This is a genomic window from Providencia sp. CIM-Carb-044, assembly GCF_033901115.1.
GTDB lineage: Bacteria > Pseudomonadota > Gammaproteobacteria > Enterobacterales > Enterobacteriaceae > Providencia > Providencia hangzhouensis.
The window spans coordinates 285,485-299,963 of sequence record NZ_JAXADV010000002.1; the positions used below are offsets into that span (position 1 = coordinate 285,485).

General features: G+C 37.8%; 16 protein-coding genes. 11 read left to right on the forward strand and 5 right to left on the reverse strand.

Features of this window, described 5'->3' with window-relative positions; all coding sequences use genetic code 11:
* Positions 1 to 17 precede the first annotated feature (17 nt).
* Positions 18 to 731, reverse strand: a complete 714-nt coding sequence (locus SJ312_RS04630; protein WP_319867246.1) for a GntR family transcriptional regulator — start codon at positions 729 to 731, stop codon at positions 18 to 20.
* Between SJ312_RS04630 and SJ312_RS04635 the strand changes: the two genes are divergently transcribed.
* The 7 genes from SJ312_RS04635 to SJ312_RS04665 all read left to right on the forward strand — a co-directional run bounded on the left by SJ312_RS04635 (position 696) and on the right by SJ312_RS04665 (position 5,377).
* Positions 696 to 1,349, forward strand: a complete 654-nt coding sequence (locus tag SJ312_RS04635; protein ID WP_319867065.1) for an enolase C-terminal domain-like protein — start codon at positions 696 to 698, stop codon at positions 1,347 to 1,349. The two genes, SJ312_RS04630 and SJ312_RS04635, sit on opposite strands and share 36 nt — an antisense overlap.
* A gap of 14 nt (positions 1,350 to 1,363) precedes the next feature.
* On the forward strand, positions 1,364 to 1,876 hold the full coding sequence (locus SJ312_RS04640) for an MFS transporter (RefSeq protein ID WP_319867066.1): 513 nt from the start codon (positions 1,364 to 1,366) through the stop codon (positions 1,874 to 1,876).
* 44 nt (positions 1,877 to 1,920) lie between these two features.
* The gene (locus SJ312_RS04645) at positions 1,921 to 2,250 is read left to right on the forward strand and encodes a cupin domain-containing protein (RefSeq protein WP_319867067.1); all 330 of its coding nucleotides are present in this window, start codon (positions 1,921 to 1,923) and stop codon (positions 2,248 to 2,250) included.
* A 1,124-nt stretch (positions 2,251 to 3,374) separates the two neighbouring features.
* Positions 3,375 to 3,653, forward strand: coding sequence for a hypothetical protein (locus SJ312_RS04650; RefSeq protein ID WP_319867069.1), 279 nt, complete (start codon positions 3,375 to 3,377; stop codon positions 3,651 to 3,653).
* A 241-nt stretch (positions 3,654 to 3,894) separates the two neighbouring features.
* Positions 3,895 to 4,644, forward strand: coding sequence for a bifunctional NADP-dependent 3-hydroxy acid dehydrogenase/3-hydroxypropionate dehydrogenase YdfG (gene ydfG, locus SJ312_RS04655; RefSeq protein WP_110591739.1), 750 nt, complete (start codon positions 3,895 to 3,897; stop codon positions 4,642 to 4,644).
* 82 nt (positions 4,645 to 4,726) lie between these two features.
* Positions 4,727 to 5,098: a DUF1283 family protein gene (locus SJ312_RS04660; protein WP_036957730.1), complete on the forward strand. Its 372-nt coding sequence runs from the start codon at positions 4,727 to 4,729 to the stop codon at positions 5,096 to 5,098.
* Between the two features lie 45 nt (positions 5,099 to 5,143).
* Positions 5,144 to 5,377 (forward strand): DUF1161 domain-containing protein, encoded by a 234-nt coding sequence (locus SJ312_RS04665; protein WP_036957728.1) that lies wholly within the window; start codon positions 5,144 to 5,146, stop codon positions 5,375 to 5,377.
* 71 nt (positions 5,378 to 5,448) lie between these two features.
* On the opposite strand, the gene bioD is transcribed toward SJ312_RS04665, so the two are convergent.
* The 3 genes from bioD to SJ312_RS04680 form a co-directional block, all read right to left on the reverse strand.
* Entirely contained in the window at positions 5,449 to 6,123 is a 675-nt protein-coding gene (bioD, locus tag SJ312_RS04670; protein ID WP_004254308.1) for a dethiobiotin synthase, read from the reverse strand.
* A 142-nt stretch (positions 6,124 to 6,265) separates the two neighbouring features.
* Positions 6,266 to 7,477, reverse strand: a complete 1,212-nt coding sequence (locus SJ312_RS04675; protein ID WP_319867071.1) for an ROK family protein — start codon at positions 7,475 to 7,477, stop codon at positions 6,266 to 6,268.
* A gap of 91 nt (positions 7,478 to 7,568) precedes the next feature.
* Positions 7,569 to 8,480: a LysR family transcriptional regulator gene (locus SJ312_RS04680; protein ID WP_036957727.1), complete on the reverse strand. Its 912-nt coding sequence runs from the start codon at positions 8,478 to 8,480 to the stop codon at positions 7,569 to 7,571.
* 125 nt (positions 8,481 to 8,605) lie between these two features.
* Here SJ312_RS04680 and SJ312_RS04685 point away from each other — a divergent pair, with 125 nt between their 5' ends.
* From SJ312_RS04685 to tus, 3 genes are all read left to right on the forward strand, one after another.
* Positions 8,606 to 9,877 (forward strand): MFS transporter, encoded by a 1,272-nt coding sequence (locus SJ312_RS04685; RefSeq protein WP_004254299.1) that lies wholly within the window; start codon positions 8,606 to 8,608, stop codon positions 9,875 to 9,877.
* An 84-nt stretch (positions 9,878 to 9,961) separates the two neighbouring features.
* Positions 9,962 to 10,540: a lytic polysaccharide monooxygenase gene (locus tag SJ312_RS04690; RefSeq protein ID WP_153673386.1), complete on the forward strand. Its 579-nt coding sequence runs from the start codon at positions 9,962 to 9,964 to the stop codon at positions 10,538 to 10,540.
* A 142-nt stretch (positions 10,541 to 10,682) separates the two neighbouring features.
* Positions 10,683 to 11,597 carry a DNA replication terminus site-binding protein gene (gene tus, locus SJ312_RS04695; protein WP_319867073.1) on the forward strand — a complete coding sequence of 305 codons (915 nt, stop codon included), beginning with the start codon at positions 10,683 to 10,685 and terminating at the stop codon, positions 11,595 to 11,597.
* 59 nt (positions 11,598 to 11,656) lie between these two features.
* On the opposite strand, the gene fumC is transcribed toward tus, so the two are convergent.
* On the reverse strand, positions 11,657 to 13,054 hold the full coding sequence (fumC, locus tag SJ312_RS04700) for a class II fumarate hydratase (protein WP_036957725.1): 1,398 nt from the start codon (positions 13,052 to 13,054) through the stop codon (positions 11,657 to 11,659).
* 179 nt (positions 13,055 to 13,233) lie between these two features.
* Here fumC and manA point away from each other — a divergent pair, with 179 nt between their 5' ends.
* Entirely contained in the window at positions 13,234 to 14,409 is a 1,176-nt protein-coding gene (gene manA, locus SJ312_RS04705) for a mannose-6-phosphate isomerase (RefSeq protein ID WP_096863809.1), read from the forward strand.
* The last annotated feature ends 70 nt before the right edge of the window (positions 14,410 to 14,479 follow it).

The following is a 14,479-nucleotide window of genomic DNA, read 5'->3' on the forward strand; positions in this document are numbered from 1 at the left end:
TATTATTGCTGGTGGCTCTATTGTTCTCTTTTTTTATCGACGGCTAGATTAAAATTAACTTTTTTATTTTGATTACGGATATGTTCTTTAATTTCTTTTTCTAATAGCGGTAAATCACCCGTACGAATTTTGTCTAATAGCACATGGTGTTCTTGGATAATTTCTTCCATTGGCTTAGTGAATGTTGATATTCCAATAATAATAGTGAGTTGTTTTGCCACATTTTCCCATAAAGACGTTAATGTCTTATTACCGCTTAGTTCACATAATGTACGATGAAAATGGACATCGCTTAGAGAAAAAAGATAGCTATCTTCGAGTGTTGCCGCTTTGGTCATTTGATTAATGCATTCTGTTAATTCAGTAATACATTGCGTATCTAAATGTTTTTCCTGAGAAATAAATCGCCTGACGGCATGTAATTCTAATAGAACTCTTACCTCTATAAGCTCATCAAGACGTGCTTCAGAAACGGGTGCCATGCGAATGCCTTTAAAAGGCTCATTGATAACAATACCTTGGCTTTCGAGAACGCGAAGAGCTTCTCTAACAGGAACGCGGCTTACGTTCATTTTTTCCGCTATTTCTTTTTCAACAATACGATCACCGGGCAAAATATAACCACGAGTGGCGGCCTCAACCAATCTGTCAACTACATCGTCAGTCAGTGTTCTCGCTTTAATAGGCTGCCAGTAATGGGTATTACAGGCTATGGTAGTGTATTTACTGATGGTCGTTTGGTTGAAGCTGCTATCCCAGTGTTAGCTTCTTTATGTATTGGTGAAAGTGCGTTACAGCCGGAGCGAGTATCTGAAAAGTTAAGACAAAATACTTTTTGGATGGGACGTGGAGGTACACTAACACACACAATTAGTGGGATCGACATTGCACTGTGGGATATTCTAGGTAAAGCAACAGGGCTACCAGTAAGCACTCTATTAGGAGGGAACTACCGGTCAAAAGTTCAACCTTATTGTTCGTTGCTGATGGAAAAGCCAGATGTTATGCACAAGGTGATCCTAGAATATAAGTCATTAGGATTTAAAGCATTCAAAATTGGTTGGGGACCTTTTGGCCGCTGTAATGACCAACAATTAGACCGCGCAATTGTTGAAGCTGCAAGGGATGCAGCAGGGCAAGATTCCCAACTATTTGTTGATGCAGGAGCGAGCGATGCATATTGGCCGAATGGCTTAAAATGGGCAATCCAAACCTCACACATGTTAGCTGAATATCAGGTAGGTTGGTTTGAAGAAGCTTTACGACCTGATGATATTGAAGACTTCAAAGTGCTGCGTAAAGAGAGCCCTGTAGCTATTTCTTTATTACTTGGTTTCCTGCTTATTTAATGATGGAGCGGGGGATGAGCCTTGAAGAAATGGGGTTTGCAGCAATGCTCCCTCCACTATGTGGTATTGCTGGGCAGTGGTTGGGCGGTTGGGTTACTGACTATTTGTTTATCAAATATAATAATGTCAGCCTCGCTCGCAAAATCCCGATTGTAGGAGGAATGTTAATTGCTACGAGTATTGCATTTTCAGGCTTAGTTGAATCAGTGACGTTAATGATGACATTATTATGTTTATCTTACGCTGCTCTTGCATTTGCCGCATCTGCTATTTGGTCTTTACCGGGAGATGTCGCCCCACGCAATATGACTTCAGTATTAGGTGGCATGCAAAGTGCTGTATCTAACTGCGGTGGAATATTAGGCCCAATAGTAACAGGGTATATTATTGCAGCAACGGGATCATTTATATGGGCTTTAATTGTTTCAGGAATTGCTTGTGCTATAGGCGCATTGGTTTATTTAATTATGTTAAGAGATATTAAGCCAATTGTACCCATCGAAAACAATGAAGAACAAGTGCGTTAATATAAAATAAATAACCGCAGAACAAAAATATTGGATTTTAAATAATGTTTATTTTCGATAAGACTATAAATGCCAAGAATATTTCGCCTGGAACATTACGGAAGGTATTTTTTGGTAGTGAAAACATGATGATAGCAAAGGTGTCATTAACTACAGGAACAATTGGTGAACTTCACGAACATCCACACGAACAGATGAGTTATATCATATCCGGCTCATTTAATTATCGTGTTGGTTTAATAGAAAATAGAGTTAATAGTGGTGATGTTATTTATATTCCATCTAATGAAAAACACCAATGTGAATGTTTAGAAAGTGGGGAAATATTAGATATATTTGTCCCGATGAGAAAAGACTTTCTTATAGAGAATTAAAGATTTTTATATGACCAAGCGGCAACAATTTTGTTAGCCGCTTTTATCTATTTTTGAGTCTAATAAGCCACGTTCCATATTAGTAGATAAGGAGACGCATTCAGAAATTGGATTGATATTACCAGTAAGTAAAGATGGAAAGGTTTTAGATGCCAAGGATACATTTGTGAAGATTAAGTTATTCAATTTTTAAAATAGGCTATCGGACCGATAGGGATGAAGATGTGTACTTGGAGTAAGCCATGTTATGGCATTTATTGAGTCACTATATTCTATTTAACATAATATGCATTATACGAACCTAAGTGTGAAATGAAAAAATCCAGTGTTCTGGTTGGTTAATCGTGTTGGCTTGTTTAGGCTCTAAATCGATGTTATTTCCATCATCTGCATAACCCGCTACACGTTGGCGAGTTCATCAGCGAAACCTTAGCGTAATCAAAGCTTGAAGGTCTTAACAAAAAATTAATTATCTTTTTTTATGTTGAGTTTTTTACAAATAACATTTTTTATGTGAAATAATCCTATAAATGATATTAAGAATAAAATTAATGCTGTTCCAGCGCTGTCGAAACCAAGATTCTGAAGGGAAAAATATATTGATATTGATATGAAGACTGAAATAAATATATTCACCCACATGAAAATTTCCAAGAACATTAAGCTTATCATTGCCTTAAAAAAATCAGCCATGCTACTTACCTGATACCATTAGTTATTTTAATTAATATATTAAAAACCAAGTATAAATCATCTGAAAATACCATATAAGGAGCCTGAAACCCAACCGTACGAAAACGTACGACAAGTACAAAAACATAATCTCTGACTATATTGCAGGTGGCTTTAGATGCATTCCAAACGAAATTAAGAAAGAATATCGTTCATGCATTGTAAAATTAGATGATATTCTTGGGAAAGATAGCCCCACAAGAAAGATAAATATTAAGATACTTTCAAAAGCAATGTCTTAAATAACAGCCATATAAAATGCTTATGTCTTCATTTATAGGCATTTTTCAAATAAAAAATATATCCAATTTAAGTTTATTGAAAGACCACCGCTTTTTTGGGGAAAACACAAAGCAAACACTCGAAGAATCAGCCCAAATATTCGTCAGCAGATGTCTAATATTTTACAAGAGCAACAAAAACACCAGCTGGAATTAGTTGAACTGCAAGAAAAAGCCACGTTATTGCAGACAAAAATTGAGGAAAATATGCCCTCTTCAATTGGCGAACAAAGCCAAATTGTCTTATCTATCGATGCGAAAAAGCCAGTTAGTGAAAAGAAGAAGACAATCAATTCAGGTATAGCAGACTTTGTTACAACGTCTAATAACAGTATCAATTTAAATTACCAAATCGCCCTACCTTACTCACTAAAAAGCACGAGTAAGTGAGGATAGCGATATAAAAGTGTCTGCAATAGAGGATAAAATGCGGTCACCAACAAAAGCACCGGTGAAATAACATGGGATATCACCTTAGAACCTAATGAAGAAAAGCAAATCTCATTCAGTTATACATTGAGCTACCCAAAAGACAAACAAATATTGGGGTTGTAACAATTTTTGTGGTTCCCAATAGATAGCGTTAAAATGAAATCACGCTAGCACGACAATAACAACTATGAGGTTTTCAATGATTATTTTAGTAACGGGTGCTTCTTCTGGTTTTGGTGAATCAATTGCCCGTCGATTTATCAAACATAATTACACTGTTATTGGTACAGGACGTAGAACAGAGCGTTTAGAAGCCCTCCATAAAGAGTTAGGTGATAAATTTTATCCGTTAACTTTAGATATCCAAGATAGAAAAGCCATCCATAATGCGATTGCAAATTTACCTGCACACCTCAAAAAAATCGATGTTTTAGTGAATAATGCAGGTTTAGCGTTAGGTTTAGAACCCGCATTTGACGCCAATCCTGATGATTGGGACGTTATGATTAATACAAATACTAAAGGTTTAGTGAATATGACTTATGAAGTGCTGCAAAACATGGTAGCCGAAAATCATGGCCATATTATTAATATTGGCTCTACGGCGGCGAGCTGGCCTTACAAAGGTGGCAATGTTTACGGTGCAACCAAAGCCTTTGTTAAACAGTTTTCACTTGGTTTGCGTGCTGATTTACAGGGGAAAAAAATCCGAGTGACTGATATTGAACCAGGCCTAGTCGGTGGAACAGAATTCTCAAATATTCGCTTTAAAGGAGATGATGATAAAGCGGCTAGTACTTATCAAGGCGCTGACGCTCTAACCCCTGAAGATATCGCGGAAACGGTATACTGGGTTGCCACATTACCTGCACACATGAATGTAAATACATTAGAATTGATGCCTGTTTGCCAAACTTTTGCAGGTTTAACAGTACATAAACAGATTTAATTTTTAGTACTATTCTATACAGACGCACTGACACTTTTTTAGCTATACTCAGGTTATCGGTCCTGTTTAGTAAGGAATTTACATGAGTTCACACAAAATGTTGAAAACTGGCTTAACTGCGATTTGTTTATGTCTCCCTTTACTTTGGGCTACATCGTCTTCTGCGGCACAATCCACGACATCATGCACTGCAGGCAGTACTTGCGTTTCTGTGGGCAAAGGCGATGACTCTCTTAATAAAGAGCAAGCGCGTCAAGAAAAGGAACAATGGGATGATACCCGTATGTTGCGCAAAAAGGTTAATACTCGTACCGAAAAAGAGTTTGATAAAGTAGATCAGGCTTTTGATGCAAAAGATAAATGCGAAAAAAGCCTCAATCTAAATGCTTACTGGGAACCGAGCACTAAACGTTGCCTTGATGTAAGTAATGGCCGTCCAATTAATAATCCATAACCTTATAATAGGTTGTCTTATGGAGCTGTTGATCAAGGAGAGAAGATGAAAAAGAAATTGTTGTTACCCTTATTTGCACTGGTGCTAGTGCCAGTTTTTGCCCAAGCTTCATGTGAAAGTGTGATTGAGGAAATCAAACAAAAGATTATCAATAATGGCGTTCCTGCTGATAACTTTAGTTTGGTTGCAGTGCCTAATGATGAAGTTGACTCGTCTAAAGGCCAAGTTGTCGGGCACTGCCAAAATGATTCTTATAAAATCATTTATACTCGTCACTAGGTTACAATTTAGATAGAATCAAGGGCGCTATTTGATGATGGCGCCCTTTTTCTTTATTGCTTATTAAGCAATTAGTTAGGAATAGCGATAAGTTCTTGCAGTTTATCTGTATTGAGGTAATGCCCTAACTCTTTTTCTTCAGGGCGCAATAAATATGGAATTTCTCCAATTAATGGAGCCTTAATATGATGTTGCAACCGGTCAATTATTTGGGCGTAGTGTGCCAACCCTGGGTTGATGCGGTTTGCCATCCAACCTATTAATGGTAACCCATCGGCTCGAATTGCATCAGCGGTTAATAATGCATGATTAACACAGCCATGTTGAATACCGACGACTAAGATAACACCGACCGGCTGATCTTTTAACCAGTCCGCATAAAAAGTATTATCATCAAGTAGATAGCGCCATCCCCCATTACCTTCGATAACAACCATATCGCATTGATGATGTAAATGGTCTAACCCATGCTTTATTTTATTAAAATCAATGCTATTTTCATGACTGTAATTATCTGTGATACGTACAGGATTAACTTCATCATAGGAAACAAGGTCTTGAGAAACACTGTGGATTAGCAATGCATCTTTATTTCTGATTCCTTCAGGGGTATCAATGCATTGATCCGCAATAGGTTTATAGCCCACGGCTTTAATTCCTTGGCTATTTAGTGCTTGCAGGATGGCAAGCGTCGATACTGTCTTCCCGACATCTGTATCTGTCCCGGTAACAAATAGATTGATCATGGTCTTTTTCTATCCTGAAGTGACAGACTTATACAGCAATAAGCTGCAAAAATGATATGGATTCAGTTTATTGGAATGGGTAAGTGAGAAGTTTGCGTTAGCTCAATTTTGTGTACGATAGTATAAATATTATCGAATTGTTTTAGCCTTGTAATAGTTGTAGTAGTAGAGAACCATCATATAACGCTCTCTGTATTAATGACGTTTCACTATCCTTAACGGTAAATATGGATTTTTCTATTACTAAATTAGATGAATATAGAGGGATCGTATGTTTGTTTATATGATTATGTAAACATTCTAAAAATAACTCAGAATCTTGATTCAATGGGGAGTTTACCAAAATTAGCTCGCTCCCCAATAAATTCACCATCAATCCTAATGGTTTTGCCAACCGTTGAGCAACCTGATTAATAAGATAAACACAAAGGCTATCGTTTGATATTGCTCCAGAGCAAATGTTATCAATTGAGATATTTTTCTGATGAAAATGCGAATCAGGGTAGTTTATTAGCAAACTTTCAGCTAGGTGTAATATTGCAGGAATAGAAGTTTGGGTTTCTAAGCAACCATCGCTACCACAATAGCAAAAGTTATGGTTACAAGGTTCACATTGGGTATGGCCGAATAAAATAGGCCGATGGGTATTTGTATCTAATGTTGTTCCATGGCTTAGCACCATGACATTAACAACATCTTGTAGCTGTAAGTAAATAATATTTTTTTCTTTTCTTTTCTCTTGATGAGAGAAATGATCCATTAACGCTAAAGCATCCACAGGAGGGTGTAAATAAACAGGTAAACCGGTTTGCTTGGTAAGAGATTCCGCTATGGCCAGTTGGTGGATTTTAAAAGATGGATGCTGATAAATAACACCTGTATGAGGATCTAATATACCATCAATAAGAATGCTAATTGCAGTGACTCTTTCTAATATTTTTTGATGGCTAGCAAAAAATTGACTGATTAATTCAGTAAGCGAATCCATGAATTCACTATTGCCTAACGGTGTGAATGGATATTCTGTTTGAGCCAAGGTAACTGCGTTAATTTCTTTCAAGGAAATAATCAGTTTCTGGCCTTCAATACGGATCGCTAGAAATTGCCACCCTTCACTTTCAATTACCAGCCCTACTGCTGGACGCCCACGTAAACCAAGCACTGGAAACTCTAACTCTTTGATTAAGTGAGCATCCATAAGTTCACGTGTAATTTTAGTGATACTGGCAGGCGCAAGCTGAGCCTGTTTTGACAAGGCAATACGCGAAATTGGACCATGTTGATCAATGATACGATATACAATACCCGTATTTAACTGTTTGATTTGGTCAATGTGACCAGTTTGATTCACCATGGTAATAATTCAATTCCTTTATAAAGCAATGAGTTATTATGCCTTAATCTGTGTATGAATGATTTCGTTTACATTGAAAATGTGAACTAGCTCACTCTTGGTTGCCAACAATGTTGGCCATCAAAAGATTTGTTAATTTTTTGGCTACGGCAGGTAACGTTCTACGAGTATTGTAGACTAACCAAACTTCAGATGAAGCATTAATATTAGTGAGTTTTAAGTATTTTACACCATCAATTTTCATTCGTGTGAAGGATTCTGTTATCACAGAAATTCCCATTCCCGCGGAAACTAATCCTAAAATGGTCATGGCTTCCCCCGCTTCTTGAGAAATGGTGGGTACCACTCCCGCAGATGTTAACAATTGATTTATTTCATCATATAGTGCGGTACCAACATCACGTTCAAAGAAAATGAATGGATAATCAGCAAGTTGTTGAATATCAACACCAACATCAATAAATTCTAATAATGGATGGCCTTCATAGACGGCAACCATAAATGGTTCTTTAAATAATAGTTGGTAATCCAATTGTTCTGGTAACACTGTATTTCTCATAATACCAATATCAATTCGCCCCGTAATTAATGGCGCTATCTGTTGTTTGGTATTCATCTGATGCATATGAATAGAGACTTCAGGGTAAGCTTCCCGATACTGCCGTAAACTCATGGTAACTTTGTGCATAAATGGCGTAGTTGACGTAAATCCAATAGATAACTCCCCAAGTTCGCCTTTTTCCATGCGAGCTGCTTTTGTCGCAGCCGCATCGACTTGAGCTAAAATTTGATATGCCTCTTTTAAGAACATTGCCCCCGCGGGCGTTAACGCAACGTTTCGATTATTCCTTTCTAACAATTTTGCATTAACTTTCTCTTCAAGCATTTGTATTTGCTGGCTTAAAGGGGGCTGTGAAATATGCAGACGTTCAGCTGCCTTGCCAAAATGAAGCTCTTCAGCGACAGCAATAAAGTATCGAAGATGTCTAAGTTCTATACTCATCTTTTGGTTAATACCCATTAATATGTTTAAAGTATTATTATTAATAATTAATATATTAGACAAAAAACTAGAAAGTTTCTATTCTTTGATCGAAATCAAACGTGTTGGTATGACAAGGAATAAACATGGAACACTCACAAAATAGCCTCACATCTGAGCGGCCTAATGAAGGAATAAGAACACCCTTGCAGGGAAATACCACACCCAAAAAACATTATATACAAAGAGATGATGCGCTGTATTTACGTGTAACCTTATCTTTTTTTACGGTGGGCTTTGCCACATTCGCTTTGCTATATTTTGTTCAGCCAATATTACCTATGCTGTCAGAGGATTTTAATATTTCCCCTGCAACTGCAAGCTTATCATTATCACTGAGTACTGGCTTGATGGCATTAGGTTTACTGATTACCGGGCCAATTTCAGATGCAATAGGTCGCAAAAATGTGATGGTTATTGCATTGGCTTGTGCTGCACTATTTACTCTGCTCAGTTCAGTCATGCAGAGTTGGCAAGGGATCTTAATTGCGAGGGCATTAGTTGGTTTATCGTTAAGTGGCGTTGCTGCTGTCGCTATGACTTATTTGAGTGAAGAGATCCATCCAAGTTATGTTGCGTTATCCATGGGGTTATATATTAGTGGTAATTCATTGGGTGGAATGAGCGGCCGTTTGGTGACGGGAGTGATTGCTGATTTTTATTCATGGCGTGTTGCCGTTGTGATTTTAGGTTCGTTAGCTTTGATCGCGGCTATTGGTTTTTGGCGCTTATTGCCCCCTTCTCAGCATTTTCGTGCGAGTTCTTTAAAACCTAAGAATCTATGGGTTAATTTGCATCTACACTTTAGAGACAAAGGCTTACCTTTTCTATTTATTGAAGGCTTTGTTTTGATGGGTGGTTTTGTCACAATGTATAACTACATTGGATATCGTTTACTTGAAGCGCCTTACTCTTTTTCTCAGTCTACTGTTGGCTTGTTATCCGTTATTTATTTAACAGGGACTTACAGTGCGACTAAAACGGGAAGTTTAATTCACAAGTATGGACTTGGACGAGTGCTCATAGCGTCTATTACTATGATGTTAGTTGGTATTTTAATCACACTATATTCAAATGTTTGGTTAGTGCTGCTAGGAATGACAATACTAACAACGGGCTTTTTTGCAGCGCACTCTGTAGCGAGTAGCTGGGTGGGACGCAGAGCTAAACGAGCACGTGGACAAGCGTCTTCTCTGTATTTATTTAGTTATTACGCTGGGTCAAGTATTGCAGGTACGGTTGGTGGCTTATTTTGGCAACACTTTGGCTGGAATGGCGTTGCGCTATTTATTGCTGGAATATTATTTATCGGCATAGTCATTGCTTACCGTTTGAAATCAATTTGTTATAACCAGTAGATTAGGAACTAATAAAGGTTAAACTACCATACCTTCTCGTGATTAGTAGATGATAAAAAAGTCTATTAATTACGAGGAAACCCAATGAAACCATTCTCTATAAAACCATTTTTAATTGCCCCATTACTCCTATGCTGTAGTTCTTTTGTTTGGTCCCATGGCTATGTCGAATCCCCTGAAAGTCGTTCATATTACTGCAAGCAAGGGGTAAATACCCACTGCGGAGCGGTGCAATATGAACCGCAATCTATTGAAGGCCAAAAAGGTTTTCCTCAATATGGCCCAGTTGATGGAAAAATTGCTAGCGCCGGTATTGCTGCTTTTTCTCCCTTAGACATACAAACTGCGAATCGATGGCAACGGGTTATCTTAAATTCACCTGATGTTAGGTTTAAATGGCGCATCACGGCAAAACATAAAACGACAAAATGGGAATATTTCATAACTAAGCCAGACTGGCAGCCAAACGCCTTGCTATCTCGTAATCAATTTACACTAACGCCATTTTGTAAATTTGAACGCGTAGAGTTTCCAGAAGAGACTGTTGAGCACAAGTGTGTATTGCCAAAAAATCAAAAAGGTTACCATGTCATTTTAGCCATTTGGACGATAGATGATACGCAAAATGCGTTTTATCAAGTTATTGATACAGAAATAAATTAACGTCAAAGGAAAGCTTATATAAGAAAGGGGCAAGTGTTAAAATACCCCCACTTGCCCTTTTTGACTCTGATTTTCTTATAGATAAACACGAGAGTTTATGTTATTTATTGTTTATTACCCTCTTGAATGTTGTAACTAAATTATGAAAAAACAAGATTTAATTAATACGTTCAATGAATTGGAATCACAAATAAACCAATTTAGCCTCTTGTTATTAGAACAATCAAAACAAGTTCCATTTACAGCGCATGTCTTCCAGTTACCCTCAGTAATTAAAGGTGAAGAGAATAACAAGATAGAACAAGTCCCAGTACAAACATTAGTTGGCTATGATGCAATAAGTGAAACAATGAAGTTAATTAACCTATTGTTTTTACAAGACAAACCTGATGAGGTCAGCAACAAAGCCGCTATCCGTTTACCGGGTGTTATATGTATACAAACTAATGTGCAAACTTATCGTGACTTTAATTCCTTAATTTTAAAGGTCAATGCATTAAAAATTCGAATAAAAGAGATTGTTACGCAAGTTAACGAACCTCATCGATTCGAATTTATCCGTGATAGTTTACATGGTCTGCTTACATTGAATACCTACCGAACCCTCACCTCATTGATTGATGTCGATACGATAAATTTTGGCTGGGCGAATAAAAAAGTTATCAATAAAGTCACAAAAGAAGCAATGCTAGACCGCTTGCAAGCAAGTTTAGAAAGTGGCCGCTGCCCTATTCATTTACCGAGAGAACACTGGCGCTTACAATTGGAAAATGAAATTCGCTTAATTGACTCCCTACCTCACAATGCAGTTTTGAAAACTCAGCGCCCAGTCAAAGTTCAGCCAATCGCTCGTGTGTGGGATAAAGAACAACAGAAACAAACTCAGTTTGCTTGTGCAACTCCGTTATTTGTTTTTGCGCTCGAAAAAGTGGTGTCAGAAATTAAAGTCGGTGAACTTCCCGATTACCATGCCAATAACATTGCTATCCGTAATCGGCCCAAAGCAAAAGCAGTTGAACTATTAATACCACGTTTAAATTTGTATATTGAACGCTAAAAAAACACCCATCTGTAAAACAGTATGGGTGTTATATAAAACCAGTTTAATAAGCTAGCTTAAGATTTCATGCTGCCAACCATATCTTCTGGACGAACCCAATCATTGAACTGTTCTTCTGTTAAATAGTTTAATTTCAATGCGGATTCTTTCAGCGTCAGTCCTTCTTTATGCGCTTTTTTAGCGATTTCTGCGGCTTTATCGTACCCAATATGAGTATTTAAAGCTGTCACTAACATTAGCGATTCATGAAGTAATTTTTCAATACGCTCACGATTTGGTTCAATTCCAATCGCACAATGCTCATTAAAGCTACGCATACCATCAGCTAATAAGCGAACAGACTGTAAGAAATTATCAATTAGCATTGGGCGGAATACATTCAGCTCAAAATTACCGGATGCCCCACCAATGTTAACAGCAACATCATTCCCCATAACTTGTGCACATAACATAGTCAGTGCTTCACACTGTGTCGGGTTTACTTTACCTGGCATGATTGAACTGCCTGGCTCATTTTCTGGGATAGATATTTCACCAATACCGCAGCGAGGACCAGATGCTAACCACCTAACATCATTGGCAATTTTCATTAAAGAGGCAGCTAAGCCCTTTAAAGCACCATGTGCATGTACAAGGCTATCGCAAGTTGCTAATGCTTCAAATTTATTAGGTGCAGTAACAAAAGGTTGGCCAGTTAATTCTGCGATTTTTTTCGCAACACGTACCGCATATTCAGGATGCGTATTTAAACCAGTCCCTACTGCTGTACCACCTAGCGCTAATTCACACACATGAGGAACAGAATTTTCAATGTGTTTTTCATTATGCGCTAACATTGCAGCCCAACCTGAAATTTCTTGGCCTAGCGTCAACGGGGTTGCATCTTGCAAGTGAGTACGACCGATTTTTACAATATCTTTAAATTCTTTCGCTTTTGCATCTAATGTTTGATGCAAAATTTTCAGTTCAGGGAGAAGATGTTCGCGGATTGCGACGACCGCAGCAACGTGCATTGCCGTTGGGAAAACATCATTTGAACTTTGACTTTTATTCACATCATCATTAGGGTGAATAAGACGATCATTACCACGTTGACCACCGAGAATTTCGCTACCACGGTTAGCTAAAACCTCGTTCATGTTCATGTTACTTTGCGTACCAGAACCGGTTTGCCAAATAGCTAGAGGAAATTCCGTTGGATGTTTACCAGCTAAAACTTCGTCAGCAGCAGCAATGATTGCATCGCCGCGCTCTTTAGCTAATAATCCAAGATCCATATTAACACTAGCAGCGGCTTTTTTAGTGATAGCGAGTGCGTGAATTAACGCAACAGGCATTTTTTCTACAGATATACGGAAATGTTCTAAAGAACGCTGCGTTTGCGCGCCCCACAATTGGTCAGCAGGTACTTCAATTGGTCCCATTGAGTCTTTTTCAATGCGAGTGGCTGCCATTACTATCTCCTTAGGTACATACACAGAATAATTGATTTTAGAATCATCTGCTTGCAGGTAAGCAAATAACCGAGCAGTATAATGCCACAAATTGAATTTCATTTATGAGACTTGGTCGAGCTTATTGTATTGTAGTGAAAAGGAAATCAGTTGATTTTTATGAAAAAGAGAATTTTGCTATGCTTAAAATGATAAACAAAGTCCAAAACTATGACTGGGGCAGTAAAACGGCCCTGACTAAGTTATATGGGATTTCAAACCCTGGTAGCTTACCTATGGCTGAACTTTGGATGGGTGCTCATCCAAAAGCAAGCTCCGAAGTTCTCGATGCGGAAAAAAATCAAAGTATTCCACTTAACGCCTTAATTGAAAGTGATCCTGAAGCCTACTTAGGTCAGCATGTCGCACAAACTTATCATCGTTTACCTTATTTATTTAAAGTGTTATGTGCTGCTCAACCGTTGTCTGTTCAAGTACATCCAAACAAAACTTATGCTGAAGTTGGTTTTGCTAAAGAAAATTCGGCTGGCATCCCACTAGATTCCCCAATACGCAATTATAAAGATGACAACCATAAACCTGAATTAATCTTTGCGTTAACACCTTTTAAGGCAATGAACGCGTTTCGCCCACTGAATGAAATCGCGCAATTACTGGATTTTGTTTCAGCTGCACATCCTGATATCCAATTATTTGTTCAAGACCCAACAAAAGAAAAGTTATCTCGTTTATTTGCACAAATTCTTAATTTAACAGGTGAACAAAAAGATTTAGCACTTGGCGTATTGAAAGCCGCTTTAAACAGCCGACAAGGCGAGCCATGGAACTCAATAAAGCAAATGGTTAGCCTATATCCTGAAGATAATGGGCTATTTACCCCTCTTCTTCTTAACATCGTTGAATTAGAACCTGGTGAAGCGATGTTTTTATATGCCAGAACGCCACATGCATATCTAGAAGGTGTTGGGTTAGAGGTGATGGCAAACTCAGATAATGTACTGCGTGCTGGGTTAACAAATAAGCACATAGATATCCCAGAGCTGATTGCTAACATTGACTTTAAGCCTACGTTTGCAAAGGATTTATTAAGTATTCCCGAAAAATCTGGAAATATCTGGAAATATAATATTCCAGTAGAAGATTTTGCATTTAATATATATTCTATAACCCACTCGGAAGTTGCGCTATCTAACAATAGTGCCTCAATTTTGTTCTGTATTGAAGGCCAGTTAGTTTTACATTCAAGTAATGATGAAATATGCATTAATTCAGGTGAATCTGTTTTCTTACCTGCTTATGAGAAAAGCATAACCATCAATGGCAGTGGCAAACTAGCCCGGGTATTTAACAAATAGTGTCATATTCTGTATTTAACCGTCTTCATTGTATGAAGACGATTATATAAAACTTTTATAAATTTATAAG